General features: G+C 71.6%; 17 protein-coding genes. 10 read left to right on the forward strand and 7 right to left on the reverse strand.

Translation table 11 applies throughout. The features are described from left to right. Positions 1-75: 75 nt before the first annotated feature. From EXE42_RS01670 to EXE42_RS01690, 5 genes are read left to right on the forward strand one after another with little or no spacing between them, the layout of a single operon-like run. Complete coding sequence (locus EXE42_RS01670) at positions 76-843, forward strand: RNase P subunit p30 family protein (RefSeq protein WP_137705766.1); 768 nt, start codon at positions 76-78, stop codon at positions 841-843. Continuing rightward, positions 827-1,450, forward strand: coding sequence for a class I SAM-dependent methyltransferase (locus tag EXE42_RS01675; RefSeq protein WP_092922659.1), 624 nt, complete (start codon positions 827-829; stop codon positions 1,448-1,450). The genes EXE42_RS01670 and EXE42_RS01675 overlap by 17 nt, the downstream gene beginning before the upstream one ends. A 10-nt stretch (positions 1,451-1,460) precedes the next feature. After that, a complete protein-coding gene (locus EXE42_RS01680; RefSeq protein ID WP_092922662.1) occupies positions 1,461-1,940 on the forward strand; it encodes an Rpp14/Pop5 family protein in 480 nt (159 codons plus the stop codon). A 4-nt stretch (positions 1,941-1,944) separates the two neighbouring features. Then, positions 1,945-2,715, forward strand: coding sequence for an archaeal proteasome endopeptidase complex subunit alpha (psmA, locus tag EXE42_RS01685; protein WP_092922665.1), 771 nt, complete (start codon positions 1,945-1,947; stop codon positions 2,713-2,715). A gap of 53 nt (positions 2,716-2,768) precedes the next feature. Then, positions 2,769-3,674: an SDR family oxidoreductase gene (locus tag EXE42_RS01690; RefSeq protein ID WP_137693279.1), complete on the forward strand. Its 906-nt coding sequence runs from the start codon at positions 2,769-2,771 to the stop codon at positions 3,672-3,674. 13 nt (positions 3,675-3,687) lie between these two features. Here EXE42_RS01690 and EXE42_RS01695 read toward each other — a convergent pair whose 3' ends face one another. Next, entirely contained in the window at positions 3,688-4,242 is a 555-nt protein-coding gene (locus EXE42_RS01695) for a hypothetical protein (protein ID WP_137705767.1), read from the reverse strand. Between the two features lie 228 nt (positions 4,243-4,470). Between EXE42_RS01695 and EXE42_RS01700 the strand changes: the two genes are divergently transcribed. Continuing rightward, a complete protein-coding gene (locus EXE42_RS01700; RefSeq protein ID WP_092922674.1) occupies positions 4,471-6,396 on the forward strand; it encodes a beta-CASP ribonuclease aCPSF1 in 1,926 nt (641 codons plus the stop codon). 30 nt (positions 6,397-6,426) lie between these two features. On the opposite strand, the gene EXE42_RS01705 is transcribed toward EXE42_RS01700, so the two are convergent. The 3 genes from EXE42_RS01705 to EXE42_RS01715 form a co-directional block, all read right to left on the reverse strand. Then, positions 6,427-8,037, reverse strand: a complete 1,611-nt coding sequence (locus EXE42_RS01705; RefSeq protein WP_137705768.1) for a hydantoinase B/oxoprolinase family protein — start codon at positions 8,035-8,037, stop codon at positions 6,427-6,429. Continuing rightward, on the reverse strand, positions 8,034-10,142 hold the full coding sequence (locus EXE42_RS01710; protein WP_241988311.1) for a hydantoinase/oxoprolinase family protein: 2,109 nt from the start codon (positions 10,140-10,142) through the stop codon (positions 8,034-8,036). The genes EXE42_RS01705 and EXE42_RS01710 overlap by 4 nt, the downstream gene beginning before the upstream one ends. Positions 10,143-10,265: 123 nt before the next feature. Continuing rightward, a complete protein-coding gene (locus EXE42_RS01715; RefSeq protein WP_092922680.1) occupies positions 10,266-10,640 on the reverse strand; it encodes a cupin domain-containing protein in 375 nt (124 codons plus the stop codon). A 231-nt stretch (positions 10,641-10,871) separates the two neighbouring features. Here EXE42_RS01715 and EXE42_RS01720 point away from each other — a divergent pair, with 231 nt between their 5' ends. The 3 genes from EXE42_RS01720 to EXE42_RS01730 all read left to right on the forward strand — a co-directional run bounded on the left by EXE42_RS01720 (position 10,872) and on the right by EXE42_RS01730 (position 13,296). After that, entirely contained in the window at positions 10,872-12,212 is a 1,341-nt protein-coding gene (locus EXE42_RS01720; RefSeq protein WP_137705844.1) for a hypothetical protein, read from the forward strand. Positions 12,213-12,325: 113 nt separating this feature from the next. Beyond that, on the forward strand, positions 12,326-12,706 hold the full coding sequence (locus EXE42_RS01725; protein ID WP_137693277.1) for a methylglyoxal synthase: 381 nt from the start codon (positions 12,326-12,328) through the stop codon (positions 12,704-12,706). Positions 12,707-12,756: 50 nt separating this feature from the next. After that, complete coding sequence (locus tag EXE42_RS01730) at positions 12,757-13,296, forward strand: hypothetical protein (RefSeq protein ID WP_137693276.1); 540 nt, start codon at positions 12,757-12,759, stop codon at positions 13,294-13,296. Between the two features lie 4 nt (positions 13,297-13,300). Here the strand turns inward: EXE42_RS01730 and EXE42_RS01735 are convergent, their stop codons facing one another. The 3 genes from EXE42_RS01735 to EXE42_RS01745 all read right to left on the reverse strand — a co-directional run bounded on the left by EXE42_RS01735 (position 13,301) and on the right by EXE42_RS01745 (position 15,107). Further along, complete coding sequence (locus EXE42_RS01735) at positions 13,301-13,843, reverse strand: hypothetical protein (RefSeq protein WP_137705769.1); 543 nt, start codon at positions 13,841-13,843, stop codon at positions 13,301-13,303. Positions 13,844-13,917: 74 nt separating this feature from the next. Next, positions 13,918-14,238 carry a transcription factor S gene (locus EXE42_RS01740; RefSeq protein WP_092922692.1) on the reverse strand — a complete coding sequence of 107 codons (321 nt, stop codon included), beginning with the start codon at positions 14,236-14,238 and terminating at the stop codon, positions 13,918-13,920. 68 nt (positions 14,239-14,306) lie between these two features. Continuing rightward, entirely contained in the window at positions 14,307-15,107 is an 801-nt protein-coding gene (locus tag EXE42_RS01745) for an alanyl-tRNA editing protein (protein ID WP_092922695.1), read from the reverse strand. A 165-nt stretch (positions 15,108-15,272) separates the two neighbouring features. Between EXE42_RS01745 and EXE42_RS01750 the strand changes: the two genes are divergently transcribed. Then, positions 15,273-17,111, forward strand: a complete 1,839-nt coding sequence (locus EXE42_RS01750; RefSeq protein ID WP_092922698.1) for a hypothetical protein — start codon at positions 15,273-15,275, stop codon at positions 17,109-17,111. Positions 17,112-17,119: the final 8 nt, after the last annotated feature.

Here is a 17,119-nt window from a genome sequence, read left to right on the forward strand (position 1 = left end):
TCGGACCGGGGGCGCTGTACCGCTCCCGGTCCCGAAAGCGCAACGCCGATACGCTCGGCCGCGAAACGGGGGTCCATGTACGAGGCCGTTCACGCCCACCCGGACGGCGAGGCGACCGTCGCGCGCCACGCCGCGACCGCCGCACGACAGGGCTACGACGGGATCGTGGTGCGGTCGCGCGACGCGCTGGATCCGGTCGATGGCGGCGGTGGACCCGGCGACGGCGGCTCGGCCGCGGCGGACCGCGACGAGAGCCCCGTCCGCGACCCGGACGCGCTCCGCCAGGAGTACGGGATCGACGTCGTCGACGCGGTCGAGATCGACGCCGACGACCCGACGAGCGCGTCGGGCGCGGTCGGGAACTACCGGTCCGACCGGACCGTGGTCTGCGTCGTCGGGGGCGACGACGCCCTGAACCGGTTCGCGGTCGAGCAGGCGCGCGTCGACGCCCTCGTCCGTCCGATGGCGGGCGGCGGGGACGTCAACCACGTCCTCGCGAAGGCGGCGCGCGACAACGGAGTTCACGTCGAGTTCGACTTCGGCCCGGCGCTGCGCGAGACGGGCGGGAAGCGCGTCCGGGCGCTCGCGGACCTCCGGAAGCTCCGCGAGATCGTCGACCACTACGACGCGCCGTACGTCGTGAGCGCGAACGCCCGCTCGCACCTCCAACTGCGCGCTCCGCGGGAGCTGGTCTCGGTGGGAGAGGCGGTCGGGTTCGACGCCGAGGCGGTCCGCGAGGGGCTCCGAGCGTGGGGCGACCTCGTCGAGCGCAACCGGGAGCGCCGCTCCGAGAGCTTCATAGAGCCGGGGGTCCGACGTGGCAGGTATGAAGAAGACGGTTGAGGAACACGCCGAGCGGTTCTCCGAGAAGGCGGCCGCGTACGACGACTCGAAGAGCGACGAGTACCACGCCTGCGCGAGCCTCGTGATCGACCACGCCGCGCCCGAGTCGGACGACGTCGTCCTCGATCTGGGCGCCGGGACCGGCGCCATCGCGCTCGCGGTCGCGGCGGACGCCGAGCGCGTCCTGGCGCGCGATATCAGCGAGGGGATGATGGAGGAGGGTCGTCGGAAGGCCGCCGACCGCGGCCTCGACAACGTGGAGTTCGCGTACGGCGAGTTCCGCGACCCCGACCTCGACCCGGACCAGCGGGTCGACGTCGTCACCTCGAACTTCGCGCTCCACCACCTCGCTGACGACGAGAAGCGCGAGGCGATCCGGGTGATGAGCGAGACCGGCGCGCGGCGGATCGCCCTCGGCGACGTCGCCTTCTTCGAGGGGCCGGACCCGGACGCGCCGTTCTACAGCCCCGAGGTCGACGACCCCGCGACCGTCGGCACGCTGGTCGAGGCGTTCACCGAGGAGGGGTTCGCGGTGACCGCCGTCGAGCGGGTCCACGACCAGGTGGCGGTGATCGTCGCGGAGCGGCTCCGCGAACTCCCGGCGTGAGGGTGCCGAGATGAAACACCTCCCGAAACACCTCCGCCCGCGGTGGCGGTACCTCGCGGTCGGGATCGAGACGTGGACGGACGCCGAGGTCGGCCGGCGCGCGTTCCAGCGCGCGCTATGGTACAGCGCCGGCAACCTCCTCGGGGACGCCGGCAGCGCCGACGCCGACCTCACGCTGCTGTCGTTCGCGCACGCGGACGGGACCGGCGAGGCCGTCGTCCGCGTCAGACACGGCCACGTCGACGACGCGCGCGCCGCCGTCGCCTGCGTGAGCGAGGTCGACGGCGAGCCCGTCGGAATCCTCGTCAGGGGGATTTCGGGGACGGTGCGTGCCTGTGAAGAAAGATATATGGGTCGCGCGACCGCCAGTTCGACACAGCGAGACGTCGCGTTCGAAGGCGCCGAACGGTCCGCGACCGTGCGCGGTGACGCGTGCGACCTGCGGGTCGAGTCGGGTCGCGTCGGCGCGACGACGTTCGACACCGAGTGATATCATGCAGGGCCAATCTCAACAACAGGCGTACGACCGCGGCATCACCATCTTCTCTCCGGACGGCCGACTCTACCAGGTCGAGTACGCCCGGGAGGCGGTGAAACGAGGGACGGCGAGCGTCGGGATCCGCGCCGAGGACGGGGTCGTCCTCGCGGCCGACAAGCGCGCCCGCTCCCCGCTGATGGAACCGGAGAGCGTCGAGAAGCTCCACAAGGCCGACGACCACGTCGGCGTCGCGAGCGCGGGCCACGTCGCCGACGCCCGCCAGCTCATCGACTTCGCGCGCCGCCAGGCGCAGGTGAACCGGCTCCGCTACGGGGAGCCCGTCGGCATCGAGACGCTGACGAAGAGCATCACCGACCACATCCAGCAGTACACGCAGGTCGGCGGCGCGCGCCCGTTCGGCGTCGCGCTCATCGTCGGCGGGATCGAGAACGGCGAACCGCACCTGTTCGAGACGGACCCCTCTGGCACCCCCTACGAGTGGCAGGCGCTGTCGATCGGCTCGGACCGCAGCGACCTCCGGGAGTACCTGGAGGAGACGTACGAGGAGGGCCTCACCACGGACGAGGCGGTCGGGCTCGCGCTCGACACCCTCGCGCGGTCGAACGACGGGGAACTGTCCCCGGAGGGCGTCGGCGTCGCCACGATCACCGTCGACGACCCCGAGTACGCCGAGCGGCCGACCGACGAGATCGAGGCGGTCCTCGAGGAGCGCGACCTGCTCCCGGCCGACGAGGACGAGGCGGACGGCGAAAGCGACGGGGAGTAGCGCTTCTTTTCCCCCGATCGCCGGCGGGCGTCCCGCCGCCGGTCGGGAGAGTTATGCCGTCGGAGACAGACCGGAGAGGCGTGCAGAAGACGGTACTCATCACCGGCTGTTCCTCGGGCATCGGTCGCGCCGCGGCACACACCTTCGTCGACGAGGGATGGACCGTGTACGCCACCGCGCGGAACCCCGCGGACATCGAAGCGCTCGGCGAGGCGGGCTGTGAGCTCGCCACGCTCGACGTCACCGATCAGGACGACGTCGACCGCGTCGTCGAGCGGATCCTAGACGAGGCGGGCGCGATCGACGCGCTGATCAACAACGCCGGCTACGGCCAGTTCGGGCCGATCGAGGACGTTTCGACGGAGCGGGTCCACGAGCAGTTCGACGTGAACGTGTACGGCCCGCATCGGCTGATCCGGGCGGTCCTCCCCGGGATGCGCCGCGAGCGCGACGGGACGATCGTCAACGTCTCGTCGGTCGCGGGCCGGGTATCGATGCCCGGCGGCGGCGTGTACAGCGGATCGAAGTTCGCCGTGGAGGCGATGTCCGACGCGCTCCGCAACGAGGTCTCGGACCTCGGCGTCGACGTGGTCGTCGTCGAGCCCGGCCCGGTGAAGACGAACTTCTCGAAGCGCGCACAGGCGGAGGCGGGCGTCGATCCGGAGGGTGACGACCGGGAGCGCGAGGCCGACGCCGGGGAGCGCGACGGTATCGACCGGACCGCCGCGTACGAGGGGTTCTACGAGCTGTTCGAGGACGCACAGCTGATCGGCGGCGACGGCCCCGGCGCCGTGGAGCCTGAGCTCGTCGCGAACGCCATCTACGACGCCGCGAGCGCGACCCGACCGCCGGCCCGAGTTCAGCCGGGAACGGTCGCCCGCGTGGGCGTCCTGGCGCGGTTCCTGCCCGACGCGCTGCTCGACAAGGCGTACGGGCTCGTCAGGAACGTCACGTCGTAGTCGGTCGCCGCTCTCACGGACTCCCTTCCCCGGCCTCGTCGTCGACCGCGAACGGGCTCTCTCCCTCTCGCCAGTCCCAGCCGGGGAGCCGCGTCTGGAACCCCGCCGCGAGCGCGGCGTCGAGGTCGTCCGCGCCGGCGGTGCCGGCGCCGGCCCGGTCCGCGTCGGCCGCCGCGTCCCGGTCGACCTCGGCCGTGGCATCCCGATCCACGTAGGGGTCCGCGACGTGGAACGTCGCCTGCGCGAGCAGCGAGAGCGGACGCCCGCCGGCTATCGTCGCGGCCAGCTCCCGGCCGAGGACCTCGTCGACGACGAACCCGGGGTAGTCGCCCGCCACGTCGAGGTCGCGGAGGAGGGCGACGCAGCCGGCGACGTTGACCGCGACCTCGCCGTCGGCGAAGACGGCGTCGACCTCGCGACGGTAGCCGTCGGGCGCGATCGCGTCCACGTCGGTCTCGAACAGTCGGCCGAGTCGGTCGCGGGTGTCGTTGATGACCGGGACGATCACGTCGGCGCGGTCGCGGACCCAGGCGTGTTCGTCGCGGACCGTCTGCGGCGTGACGCGCATGGCCCGTCTTGGGCCGGCCGAGGCTTGCCCTTTGCGAAGGCTTTTATAACGGCGGGGCAGTAGCGTGATCCAAGCGGGTTTTCGCTGGCTGTTCCCGCGCACGGAACCAGTACGGACAGTACTTCCACTATGCCTACCCCGTCACGGTCGACCGTTCGGCGACGAGCCACGGACCGGCGCGCGGACGCGTTCGACGGCGGCGGCGACCCCAACTACCCGCGGTAAGATATGAGTCAAGTCGACAAGCAGCTCGATACCCTGAAATCAGAGATCGAACAGGAGATCCCGAACGGCATCACGGTCACCGACGTGAAATACGAGGGCCCGGAACTGGTCGTCTACACGCGCGACCCGAAGCAGTTCGCCGGCGACGGCGACCTCATCCGCCGGCTCGCCTCCAAGCTCCGGAAACGAATCACGGTCCGCCCCGACCCCAGCGCCCTCTCCCCGCCGGCGCGCGCCGAGGAGGCGGTTCGCGAGGTGATCCCGGAGGAGGCCGGCGTGACTGACCTCGACTTCCACGAGGACACCGGAGAGGTCGTCATCGAGGCCGAAAAGCCTGGGATGGTGATCGGCCGCCGGGGCTCGACGTTACGGGACATCACCCAGGAGGTCGGCTGGACGCCCGAGGTCGTTCGGACGCCGCCGATAGAGTCCTCCACCGTCTCGAACGTCCGCGGCTTCCTGAAGAACGAGCGCGAGGAGCGCCGCGACATCCTCGAGCGCGTCGGCCGACAGATCCACCGCGAGGAGATGTCCGACGACGAGTGGGTCCGGATCACGACGCTCGGCTGCTGTCGCGAGGTCGGCCGCGCGGCCTTCATCCTCTCGACGCCCGAGACCCGGATCCTCATCGACTGCGGCGACAAGCCCGGCGCGGAGGGCGAGGTGCCGTACCTCCAGGTGCCCGAGGCGCTCGGCGCGGGCGCGGCGACGCTCGACGCGGTCGTCCTGACTCACGCTCACCTCGATCACTCGGCGCTCGTGCCGCTGCTGTTCAAGTACGGGTACGACGGCCCCATCTACACGACGGAGCCGACGCGCGACCTGATGGGCCTCCTCACGCTCGACTACCTCGACGTCGCCGCGAAGGACGGCCGGACGCCGCCGTACGAGTCCGCGCAGGTCCGCGACGCGATCAAACACACCATCCCGCTCGAGTACGGGGACGTGACCGACGTCGCCCCGGACGTGAAGCTCACCTTCCACAACGCGGGCCACATCCTCGGCAGCGCGGTCACCCACTTCCACATCGGCGACGGCCTCTACAACGTCGCGTTCTCGGGCGACATCCACTACGAGGACACCCGGCTGTTCAACGGCGCCGTCAACGACTTCCCGCGCGTCGAGACGCTCGTCTTGGAGTCCACCTACGGCGGCCGCAACGACTACCAGACCGACCAGGAGGACTCCGAGGCGGCGCTCAAGGAGGTCATCAACGAGACGTACGAGCAGGGCGGGAAGGTCGTCATCCCCGCCTTCGCCGTCGGGCGCTCCCAGGAGATCATGCTCGTCTTGGAGGAGGCGATGCGCGAGGGCGAGATCCCGGAGATGCCGGTGCACCTCGACGGGATGATCTGGGAGGCGACCGCGATCCACACCACCTACCCCGAGTACCTCCGCGACGACCTCCGCGACCGCATCTTCCACGAGGACGAGAACCCGTTCCTCGCCGAGCAGTTCAATCACATCGACGCCGGCGAGGACGAGCGGCAGGAGGTCACCGACGGCGACGAGTGCATCATCATCTCCACCTCGGGGATGATCGAGGGCGGGCCGATCATGTCGTGGCTCCGCCACATCGGCCCCGACCCGGACTCGAACCTCGTGTTCGTCGGCTACCAGGCGCAGGGGACGCTCGGCCGCCGGATCCAGAACGGCTGGGACGAGATCCCGGTCGACGGCTGGGGCGGCGGGAGCCGCGGCGACACGCTCACCCTGGAGATGGGCGTCGAGGTCGTCGACGGCTTCTCCGGCCACGCCGATCGACAGGGGTTAGAGAACTTCGTGAAGACCATGAACCCGCGTCCGGAGAAGGTGCTGTGCGTCCACGGCGACGAGAGCTCCGTTCAGGACCTCTCCTCGGCGCTGTACCACGATTACAACATGCGGACGTTCTCGCCGAAGAACCTGGAGACGTTCCGGTTCAAGTAGGCCGACCGGCGAGTTCGACCCCGCCAGCCGTCAGTCCTCGACTTTCCCGTCTCGCCGGTCGCGCTCGCGAGCCTCCGGGTCGCGCTCGGTCGGGTCGCCGTGCCCGCCGCCGCCCGGCGTCAGAACGGACACCGTCGTCCCGGCCGCGACGTCGACGGCCGTCTTCGCCGGGACCGCCTCGCCGTCGATCAGGTTCCGACCGGTCGCGCCGTCCTCGCCGCCGTCGAGCCCCCGCGGGGCGGTTCGGCGACGCTCGGTCAGCAGCGAGACGGTCGCGTCGGTCTCGACGGTGACGGTCCGTTCGAGGCCGAGACCGCCGCGGTACCGCCCGTCGCCGCCGCTCGACGGGCGCAGCGCGTACCGCTCGACCCGGAGCGGGTACGCCGCCTCCAGCGCCTCGACCGGGGTGTTGAGCGTGTTGGTCATCCCGACCTGAACCCCGTCCATTCCGTCTCTGCTCGGACGGGCACCGAAGCCCCCGCCGATGGTCTCGTAGTAGGTGAACTCGCCCCCGCGGTCGCCGACGATCAGGTTGTTCATCGTCCCCTGTCCGCCGGCGGGGATCGCGTCCGGTACCGCCTCGGCGAGCGCGGCCAGCGTCACGTCCGTGACGCGCTGGCTCGTCTCGACGTTCCCGCCGACGACCGCGGCCGGGGGGGAGGGGTCGAGCAGCGATCCCTCGGGGGCCGAGATGGAGACCGGTTCGTAACAGCCGTGGTTCGGCGGGATCTCCGGGTCGGTGACCGCGCGGACGACGAAGTAGACCGCGCTCTTCGCGACCGAGAAGGGGGCGTTCAGGTTGCCGTCGACCTGGTCGGCGGTGCCGGCGAAGTCGATGTCGATCGCGGCGCCGTCGACGGTGACGGTCACCGCGACCGGAATCTCCGCGTCGGTCACGCCGTCGCCTTCGAGCACGTCGCGCGCCCGATAGGTGCCGTCCGGGAGTTCCCGGAGCTCGCCTTCGACACGCTCGCGGGAGTAGTCGATGACGGCGTCGAAGGCGTCGAGGAGCGCGTCGCCGTGTTCGTCGAGCAGTTCCCCGACGCGCTCCTCGGCGCGCGCGTTCGCGGCGCGCTGCGCCCGGAGGTCCGCCTCGCGCTCGTCCGGCGTGCGGACGTTAGCGAGGATCAGGTCGCGGACGGCCTCGTTCGGCTCGCCGCCGTCGACGAGCCGGACCGCCGGGAGCCGGAGCCCCTCCTCGTATATCTCGCGCGCGCCGGGCGGCATGCTTCCCGGCGCGCTCCCGCCGACATCGGCGTGGTGCGCGCGAGACACCGCGTACCCGACGATCTCGTCGTCGGGCGCGACCGTCGAGACCAGCGTGACGTCCGGGAGGTGCGTCCCCCCGGCGAACGGGTCGTTGACGACGAACACGTCCCCCGGTTTCGGGTCCTTCTCGAGGACGACCTCGACCGCGTCCGGCATCGCGCCGAGGTGTACGGGGATGTGTTCGGCCTGTGCCACCATCCGGCCGTCGGCGTCGAACAGCGCCGTCGAGCAGTCCTGTCGCTCCTTGATGTTCGGCGAGTACGCGCCGCGGATCAGCACGTGTCCCATCTCGGCCGCGACGCTCTCCAGCTGGTTGCGGAGGATCTCCAGCGTGACCGGGTCGACGTCCGGGCCGGTCTCCGCGTCGCTCACGCGTCGCTCACCTCCGCCACCAGCGCGCCGTCGTCGCGGAGTCGCACGCGCCACGCGGGCGGGACGACGACCGTGCTCTCCGGCCCCTCGACCACGACTGGCCCCTCGATCGGTTCGGCGGCCGGGAACCGCTCTCGGTCGTAGACCGGCGTCTCGCGGCGCCCGTCCGGGAACACCGCCTCGCGCGTCGTCCGGGGGGCGTCGTCGTCGCCGCCGACCGACTCGATCGCCGGCGCACTCCGGGGGACGGTCGCCGTCGCGCGACAGTTCACGAGCTCGACGGGCTCGTCGGCCCGGTAGCCGTACGCCGACTCGTGGGCCGCCGCGAACCGCTCGCCGACCGCCGCGGGGTCGAACGGTCGCTCGACGTCGACGGTGAGCTCGAAGCTCTGCCCGGCGTACCGGCAGTCCGCGGCGTACTCCAGCCGCGCCGCGTCCGGGTCGCTCACCTCGCTCAGCAGCCGGTCGAGCAGTTCCCCGTAGACGGCGTCGATCGCGTCCGGGTCGACCTCGGCGAGCGGTCCCTGGTGCGTCCGCACCGCGTCTCGGGTCTCGTCGGCCGCGAGCAGCCCGTAGGCCGACAGAACGCCGGACGCGTGCGGGACGACGACGCGCTCGACGTCGAGGCCGTCGGCGATCGAGACCGCGTGCATCGGCCCCGCGCCGCCGAACGCGACGAGCCCGAACTCACGCGGGTCGTGACCGCGCTCGACGGTGACTGAGCGGATCGCCCGGGTCATGTCCGCGTTCGCGACGCGGTGGACGCCCAGCGCGGCCGCGACCGGGCCCTCCATCCCGGCCTCGTCCGCGAGGCGGGCGAGGGCGTCGCGGGCGGCCGCCGCGTCGAGCGACAGGTCGCCGCCGAGGTCGGTGTCCGCCCCGACGTACCCCAACACGAGGTCCGCGTCCGTGACGGTCGGCTCGGTACCGCCCTTGCCGTAGCAGGCGGGCCCGGGATCCGCGCCGGCCGAGCGCGGGCCGATCCGGAGCGCGCCCCCGGAATCGACCCACGCGATCGAGCCGCCGCCCGCGCCCACCGTCTCGACGTCGACCATCGGCGTGCCGATCGGTCGGTCGGCGATGGTCGCCTCCGTCGTCCGCTCGACCTCGCCGTCGCGGACGAGGCTGACGTCGCTGGAGGTGCCGCCCATGTCGAAGGTGATCAGCCCGTCGCGGTCGTCGGCGGTCGCCGCCGTCGCGCTCGCGCCCACGACGCCCGCGGCGGGGCCCGAGAGGACGGTCGTCACGGCGTTTCGCCTGACCGTGTCGGCGTCGGTGACGCCGCCGTTGGCCTGCATGATCCGCGGCTGCGGGAGGCCCAGGTCCCGCGCTCGCTCGGTGAGGCGACCGACGTAGCCGTCGATCGCCGGGCGCACGTAGGCGTCGACGACCGTCGTCGAGGTGCGCTCGTACTCGCGGAACTCCGGGAGCACCTCGTGGGAGGCGGACACCGGGACGTCGAGCGCGTCGCGCAGCGCGTCCGCGACGCGTTCCTCGCTGTCGGGATGCGCGTAGGCGTGGAGCAGGCAGACCGCGACGGACTCGACCTCGGCGTCGCGGAGGTCGGCGACGACCGACTCGATCGCCGCGTCGTCGACCGGACGCTCGACCCCGTCGACGGTCGACCGCTCGGAGACCTCGAACCGGCGGCGTCGAGGGACGAGCGGCGCCGGCTTCTCGGCGTCGAGGTCGTACAGGGACGGTCGGGTCTGCCGGCCGATCTCCAGCACGTCGCGGAACCCCTCGGTCGTCACGAGGGCGGTCCGCGCGCCGTCGCCCTCCAACAGCGCGTTGACGGAGACGGTCATCGCGTGGGAGAACTCCGTCACGCTCTCGGGGTCGATCCCAGCCGCCTCGCAGGCCGTCTCGATGCCGGCCGCGACGCCCTCGCTCTGGTCCGCGGTGCTCGGCACCTTCGCGGTGACGAGGTCGCCGCCGAGCGAGAGCGCCACGTCGGTGAACGTCCCGCCGACGTCGACGCCGATCGCTCGACCGTCCGTCTGTCGTCCGTCGGTCGCCCGGTCGCCCGTCGATCGTCCACCGGTCGCCCGGTCGCCCGTCGATCGTCCACCGGTCGCCCGGTCGTCCGTCGATCGTCCGCCCATCTACGACACCCCGACGGCGCCTCGGGGGCTCCGGACGCCGAGCGGCGCGGTGTCTCGGTCGCGTGGCATGGAGCCCCCTCGTTACCGGACGGACTTAAGCGCGTGCCGTCGCGCGCGCTCCGCTCACCCGTCGGGGTCGAACGTCCCGGTCCTCAGCCCCCGTCGGACCGGCTCGTGCTCCTGGTCCGTCGGAGGCGGCGCGGTGACGAGGACCGCCTCCAGTCGCGTCCCGTCGGCCCGGACGCCCCGGTCTTCGCCGGCGGGGACCGTGACCACCGACCCGGGGGAAACGGCATGCTCCTCGTCGCCGTCGCGGACGACTCCCTCGCCGGACCGGACGACGACGGTCACGTCGCTGTCGGGCGCGTGGACGGGAATGAACTGGTCCGGTTCGAAGTAGCCGCAGACCGTCTTCGATCGCTCCGTGCGAGACACCTCGCGGGCGGTGAAGCGCTGGTCGTCGTACTCGCGCTCGGCCTCGACGCTGGTCGCGGTCATGCCCCACCGTCCGCGTCCCGCCGGTACCCGCGTTGTGCCGAACATCTTCCCCGTCGACGGGGACCCGGTGACGGGGAACCGGCGACAACGCGCGTCGCGTCCGGCGACGGGGTACTCCCGCGCTCCGACGAGCCCGCGAACATCTTCGGGAACAGTCGGAGGGCGGCGGCGGTTCGTGATCCGAACATGGGCGCAGTTCCGGGCGGAATCGACGCGGCGAAGGGGCCGCCGATGACGGTGCCGCTTCGGCATTTCCTCGTCGGGCTCGCCCTCCTCGTCGGCGCCCTGCTCGTCGGGATCGGGCTCGTCGTCGAGAGCGTGCCGGGGCTCGGCGGCCTCGTCCACGTCCACCTCCTGCTGGTCGGGTGGGTGTGCGTGACGATCATGGGCGCGATGACGCAGTTCGTCCCGGTGTGGTCGGGGACGACGCTCCGCTCGCGGCGGCTCGCGAGCGTCCAGCTCGCGCTCGTCGTCGGCGGGCTGGTCGGGTTCGCGGCCGCGCTCGCGCTGGGCCGACTCCCGTGGCTCGCGGCGTTCGGGGCCGTCATGCTCGTCGGCTTCTGGGCGTTCGTCTACAACGTCGGGCGGACGCTCGCGACGGTCGAGGAGTTCGACGTGACCGAGCGCCACTTCGCCGTCGCGCTCGCCTTCTTCGTCGGCCTGACCGGGCTCGGCGTCCTCCTCGCGGCGGACCTCGGGTCCGGGTTCCTCGCCGGGGTCGGGGTCTCGCACGCCGGCATCCGCGGCGCGCACGTCACCCTCGCCGTCTTCGGCGCGGTGCTCACGACCATCTACGGCGCCCTCTATCAGCTCGGCACGATGTTCACGCAGACCGAGCTCCACGGGATCGACGGCGGGCTCCGCGCGGTCGAGGAGGTCGGCCACCCGGTCGGCGTCGTCGCGCTCGCGGCGGGTCGGCTGGTCGGCGTCGTCGCGCTCGCTCGCGTCGGCGCGGCCCTGATCTTGCTCGCCGCGCTGGCGTTCGCGGTCGTCCTCGTCCGTCGGCTCTACGAGATGCGCGTCGAGCGCACGCCGATGCACGCGCGGTACGCGGTCGTCGCGCTCGCGCTCGCGGCGTGGGCCGCGACCGCCGCGCCCGCGTGGCTCCGGTCGCCGACCGCTCCCGATCACGTCCTCGGCGGCCCCGGCAGCGCGCCGCTGCTGCTCCTCGGCGTGATCGGGTTCGTGATCCTCGGAACGCTGTACCACGTCGTCCCGTTCGTCGTCTGGGTCCGCCGGTACAGCGACCGGCTCGGCTTCGAGGCGGTGCCGATGGTCGACGACCTCTACGACGACCGGCTCGCGGCCGCAGACGGGACGCTGCTGTTCGCCGGGACCGCGCTCGTCGTCGCCGCCGACCTCCTCGCGGGCGCGTCCGGGACGACGCTCGGGGGCGGGGCCCGAGGACCGGCGCTCGCCGGGATGTCGCTGGTGACGCTCGGCGTCGTCGTCTTCGCGGTCAACGCGCTCTCGGTGATCCGCCGCCACAGTCCCGGCACGCTGGTCCGCGTCGCGCTCGGGCGGTTCGCCCCGCGCGGTGCGGTCGCCGGTGCGGACGCGAGCGACGGCTAAGCGAGTCGGTCGCGGCCGCGACGCGTGAGCCGGGACGAGGACCGCGTCGAGGCGAGCGTTTCGAGGACCGCGTCGAGGCGAGCGTTTAAGCGACCCCGCGATGAGCGCACCGTATGCGCGTCGCGCTCATCGCACACGACGAGCTGAAAGACGAGATGGTCGCGTTCGTCGAGACGCACGCCGAGGCCCTCGACGAGTGTGAACTGGTGACGACCGGCACGACGGGCAAGCGGATTTCGGAGGCGACCGGCCTCTCGGTGAACCGCCAGGCCTCGGGGCCCTTCGGCGGCGACCTCCAGATCGGTGCGATGATCGCGAGCGACCGGATCGACGGGGTCGTGTTCCTCCGCGACCCGCTGACCGCACAGGCCCACGAGCCGGACATCTCGGCGCTGCTGCGCGTCTGCGACGTGAAGGACGTGCCGCTGGCGACGAACGTCGCGTCCGCGGAGCTGCTGGTCGAAGGGCTGCTTGGCTCCGATTCTCTCGACTGATACCGGCGCCGGCGACGATTTAAGTGAGTCCGGCGAAGGAGGGAGTGATAATGGATCGCCCGGGGTCTCGGGCCGTCGCGCTGTCGCTACTGGTCGTCGTAGCGACCGCCGGCGTCGGCGCGGCCGCGGGGCAGACCGCGGGAGTGGAGTCGCTCGCTCAGCCGTCGGCCGCGGATTCCTCGGGCGGTCCCGCGACCGTCGGGCCGGGCGTCGACGCGAACGAGGGGATCACCCCGATCACGCGGTGTTTCAGCGGCGAGGGGTATCCGATTTCGATCGGCGGCGGCAAGGGAGGCGCGACGATGGCGGCGGTGATCCACCTCTCCGTGCTGACCGATCCCGCCGCAGGCAACGAGTTCGGTCTCGAAACCGCCGGTCGGCTCGGCGACGAATCGATCGTGACGCTCGCCGCGGGCGTCAGGCTGACCGCCCGGGAGGCGTTCGCGAACGGGGTCGACCCGTTCGCGGCGTTCGACGTGTTGTACACCTACGAGCTGCGACTGCCGATGTTCGAGGGCGCCGTCGGCGACGCGGAGTACGAGGACGACGGGTCGCCGATCGGGTCGAGCGCGGGCGCGGTCGCCTGCTGATCGGTCAGTCCGAGCGTTCCGAGCCGTCGCCGGCGTCGGATCGCGGCCGGACGCCGCGCACCAGCGCCAGCAACTCCCGCCGCGTCGCCTCGGACCCGTCGCCGGTCGGATACGCACCGCCGGCGAGCAGGTACTCTCCCGACGTCCACACCGCGAGCGGCGCCTCCACCGGCACCCGCTCGCCGTCGACCGCGCAGCGCCCGTGGAACACGGAAAGCGTCGCGCGCGACGCGTTCGGGTCGTCGACGTCGAGCGGCCTGTCGTCTCGGTGTTCGAGGCCCGTGATACGCCGGTCTGCGAGTCGGTCGCGGAACCCCTCTCGGGCCCGCGACTCGACGAGTCGGGTCAGGGCGGGGTTCGGTCCGGCGCCCGGCGAGATACGGAGTCGGCTCGCGAAGAAGAACGGGCGCGGCGGCGGCGTCTCGCGCTCGTACCGGGTCGTTCCCGCCGTGACCGACACCGGGCCCGCCTCGAAGGGACGCTCCGTGGTCTCCGCGACGAGCGTCCACCCGTCGAGGCGGTCGCGCGGGACGACCGGTGGCTCCATGGACGCACCTCTCTCCGGACGGAGATAAAACGGACGGCGACGGGTGGCGCGGTGCTCGGACGAAGGCGGGCCGTTCAGTGGTCGTCTTCGCGCCACTTGTGTTCGCACTCGGTACAGACGAAAAAGCGGGTCTCGGACTCGTCGGCCGCGCGGATCTGCTGCATGTACCAGTACGCCTGGTCGTTGTCGCACTCGGGACACCGGGCCGTCGTCGTCGGGAGCCCCTTGTCCTCGGCGTCGCTCACGTCGACGATCTCGGACTCGACCTGCGACTGGGTCGTCCACTCGTCGTCGCCGTCGTCGCGCCCGATCTCGGAGCCGCAGGAGCCGCACACCCAGTGGTCCTCGCCCTCGCCGGATTTCATCATGGAGCCGCACTCGTCGCAGAACTTCATGCCCGAACCTACCGCGGATCGTATATAAGCGGCGGGATCGCGGACGACCGAGAGCGTCCCCGAGACCCTCACTCGCCGCCGTCGACGTGCTCGGCGAGCGCGAAGCGGACGCGCTCTTCGTCCGGGCCCTTCGTCTCCCGGCCGGTGACGACGACCTCGCCGATGTCGGCCGTGTTCGCGACGTGCGTCCCGGCGCAGGCGGTTCGGTCGTAGGGGTCGTCGTCGCCGTCGGCCCCCGCGATCTCGACGATCCGGAGTTCCTCGATCGAGTCCGGGAGGAGGTCGATCCGCGTCCGGTCGGTGTCGAGCGTCGCCTCCGCCGTCTCGCGGTCCATCGTGTAGCTGGACACCCCGCGCCCGTCGTCGACGAGGTCGTTGAGTCGCGCCTCGACGCGGTCGAGGTCGTCGTCGGTGAACCGGTCGTAGGCGACGTCGATGCGCGCTCGATCGTGATACAGCTGGTTGCCGGTCGTCGGCGCGTCGAACTCGTCGAGCAGCAGCGCCGACAGCAGGTGTTGTGCGGTGTGGTATCGCGAGTGCGCCTCGCGGCGGTCGGCGTCGATCTCGCAGGTCACGTCGGTTCCGGGCTCCGGGAGCGCGGGCGCTTCGCCCGCGTCGCCCGCGTCGTCGCCCTCGGACAGCGGCTCGACCTCGTGGTGGACCGTGTCCGCCATTTCGACGTCGACGACCCGGAAGTCGCCGCCTCCGTCGACCGCCCGAATCGCCCCGGTGTCGTGGGGCTGGCCGCCGCCGGTCGGATAGAAGTGGGTCCGGTCGAGGACGAGCCGGTCCGGATTCGAGAGGACGCGCTCGACGGTCGCCTCGAACGTCGTCACCGCGTCGTCCGCGAGGTAGAGTCGCTCGGTCACGGGTGCGGGAACGGTCGCCGGCGAGAAATATGTACGGTTCCACGAGGGGCCGATCGCCGTGCGGAGCCGTCGGGCGGTCGTCGACCGCCGAAGGTCCCGTCTCGGGCTATCGCGACTGATAGCCGGGTGTCCACGTTTATGAGCGGCTCGGACCTACGGAGGGGCATGGAACGAGGAGAGCGGGGAGCGCCGACCGAGCGCGCGCAGAGCGAGGTGCTCGGCACGGTGCTGCTGTTGGGGTTGACGGTCGCGGTCGTCGGCACCACGGTCGCGCTCGGCGGCGCCGCGCTCGACGACGCCCAGCGGACCGCGGACCTCCAGCGCGTCGAGGGGGCGATGACGCAGCTGGACTCGAAGGCCAGCCTCGTCGCGCACGGGGGGTCGCCGTCGCAGCGGGTCCGGGTGGACGTCGGCCGGAGCGCCGGCCTCCGCGTCGACGAGGGCGCCGGCTGGCTGCGGATCGAGGTGAGCGGCGGCGAGAACGGGACGTACGCGAACCGGATCGCGCTCGGCGCGATCGTTTACGAGCGCGGCGGCAGCACCGTCGCGTATCAGGGCGGCGGCGTGTGGCGCTCGAACGGCGACGGCGGCTCGGAGATGGTGTCGCCGCCGGAGTTCCACTACCGCGGGACCGACGGGCCCGAGACGCTCACGCTCCCGCTGGTGACGATCGAGAACGGGTCGGGGCGGCTGGGCGACACCGTTCGGATCACCGAGAGCGCGTCCGGCGCCGCGTCGGTGTTCCCGAACGCGGACTACGGGAACCCGCTCTCCGACAGCAACGTGACCGTCGAGATTACGGTTCAAAGCGAGTACGCCGACGCGTGGGGGCGGTTCTTCGAGTCGCGGACGAACGCGGCGGTGGCCGAACTCGACGACGACCGGGTGCGGATTCTGCTCCGCACCGCGACCGTCCACCCGACGCTCAGCGCGAGCGTCTCGGCGACGGGGCGCTCCGAGCTCCAGATGGGGGACGTCGACTGGCTGTACGCCGACAGCTACAACTCGAGTAACGGGACCTACGGCTCCCAGACGCCCGGCGACGGCGCGAGCATCCAGACCCGGGGCGACTTCGCGCTCACTAAGGGCGGCGGCGGAAACACCGAGACGGTCAGAATTCGCGGAAACCTGACGGCCGAGTCGTACAACATTCCGCCCGGACAGTCGGCCAAGCTGAACGTCAGCGGCGAGCGCCGTATCGAGACCGCGTTCGACCAGCTCGCACCGGTCGAGGGCGGGATCAGACAGCGGATCGACGGCGTGAGAGAGCGGAACCTCGCGGACAACGCGCCGAATCAGTCGACGGGCATCGATCTGTCGGGCGACGAGACGCTGACGATCGACGAGAACACGTACGTCGACGGCGACGTCTCCGTCTCCGAGCGCGCGACGCTCCGGGTCACCGACGGAGCGACGATTCACGTCGCCGGCTCGGTGACGGTCGAGGGCGACGAGACGGCGACGCTCGACGTCGAGACCGGGAGCGGGAACGTCACGGTGCTGGTCGACGAGGGGCTCGATCTGAGCGGTAGCGCCTCGGTCAGGGCCTCCGGCGGCGGGCGTGCGGAACTGTACGTCGACGACTCGATCACCGTTCAGGGCACGGCCTCGATAGCGACGGCTGAGAACACCCGGCTCGACATCTACAACACCGGCGATATCGACCTGAACGGACAGGTGACGGTCGCTGCCGACGGCGACGTGGCGAGCAACCTCTGGCTGTATTCGAGCGGCGACGAAGTGGAGATGGCCGGCGGGGAAGACGACGGCGACCGGATCCGGTTCACCGGCGTGTTCTACGCCCCGCAAAGCGACGTGGAACTGGAAGACGGGATGACGATCAAGGGGTCGTTCACCTTCCGGCGGTTCTCGTTCGACGACGGCGACATCGAGATCCACTACGACGAGGCGCTGCGCACGCACCAACCGTTCGACGGCGAGACGGTCCCCGTCGTGAGCTACCTCCACGTCTCCACGCACGGCGTGGTCGTGGAGTCGGACTGAGTTCGGAA

The organism is Halorubrum sp. SP3, assembly GCF_005435195.1.
Classification (GTDB): domain Archaea; phylum Halobacteriota; class Halobacteria; order Halobacteriales; family Haloferacaceae; genus Halorubrum; species Halorubrum sodomense.

Excerpts from the sequence above, each read along its gene's own strand:
- EXE42_RS01720 (WP_137705844.1), top strand. The coding sequence starts at position 10,872 with ATGACGGTGCCGCTTCGGCATTTCCTCGTCGGGCTCGCCCTCCTCGTC.
- EXE42_RS01740 (WP_092922692.1), bottom strand. The coding sequence starts at position 14,238 with ATGAAGTTCTGCGACGAGTGCGGCTCCATGATGAAATCCGGCGAGGGC.
- EXE42_RS01690 (WP_137693279.1), top strand. The coding sequence starts at position 2,769 with ATGCCGTCGGAGACAGACCGGAGAGGCGTGCAGAAGACGGTACTCATC.
- EXE42_RS01730 (WP_137693276.1), top strand. The coding sequence starts at position 12,757 with ATGGATCGCCCGGGGTCTCGGGCCGTCGCGCTGTCGCTACTGGTCGTC.
- EXE42_RS01725 (WP_137693277.1), top strand. The coding sequence starts at position 12,326 with ATGCGCGTCGCGCTCATCGCACACGACGAGCTGAAAGACGAGATGGTC.
- EXE42_RS01675 (WP_092922659.1), top strand. The coding sequence starts at position 827 with ATGAAGAAGACGGTTGAGGAACACGCCGAGCGGTTCTCCGAGAAGGCG.
- EXE42_RS01750 (WP_092922698.1), top strand. The coding sequence starts at position 15,273 with ATGGAACGAGGAGAGCGGGGAGCGCCGACCGAGCGCGCGCAGAGCGAG.
- EXE42_RS01670 (WP_137705766.1), top strand. The coding sequence starts at position 76 with ATGTACGAGGCCGTTCACGCCCACCCGGACGGCGAGGCGACCGTCGCG.
- EXE42_RS01700 (WP_092922674.1), top strand. The coding sequence starts at position 4,471 with ATGAGTCAAGTCGACAAGCAGCTCGATACCCTGAAATCAGAGATCGAA.
- EXE42_RS01680 (WP_092922662.1), top strand. The coding sequence starts at position 1,461 with ATGAAACACCTCCCGAAACACCTCCGCCCGCGGTGGCGGTACCTCGCG.
- EXE42_RS01735 (WP_137705769.1), bottom strand. The coding sequence starts at position 13,843 with ATGGAGCCACCGGTCGTCCCGCGCGACCGCCTCGACGGGTGGACGCTC.
- EXE42_RS01695 (WP_137705767.1), bottom strand. The coding sequence starts at position 4,242 with ATGCGCGTCACGCCGCAGACGGTCCGCGACGAACACGCCTGGGTCCGC.
- EXE42_RS01715 (WP_092922680.1), bottom strand. The coding sequence starts at position 10,640 with ATGACCGCGACCAGCGTCGAGGCCGAGCGCGAGTACGACGACCAGCGC.
- EXE42_RS01710 (WP_241988311.1), bottom strand. The coding sequence starts at position 10,142 with ATGGGCGGACGATCGACGGACGACCGGGCGACCGGTGGACGATCGACG.
- psmA (WP_092922665.1), top strand. The coding sequence starts at position 1,945 with ATGCAGGGCCAATCTCAACAACAGGCGTACGACCGCGGCATCACCATC.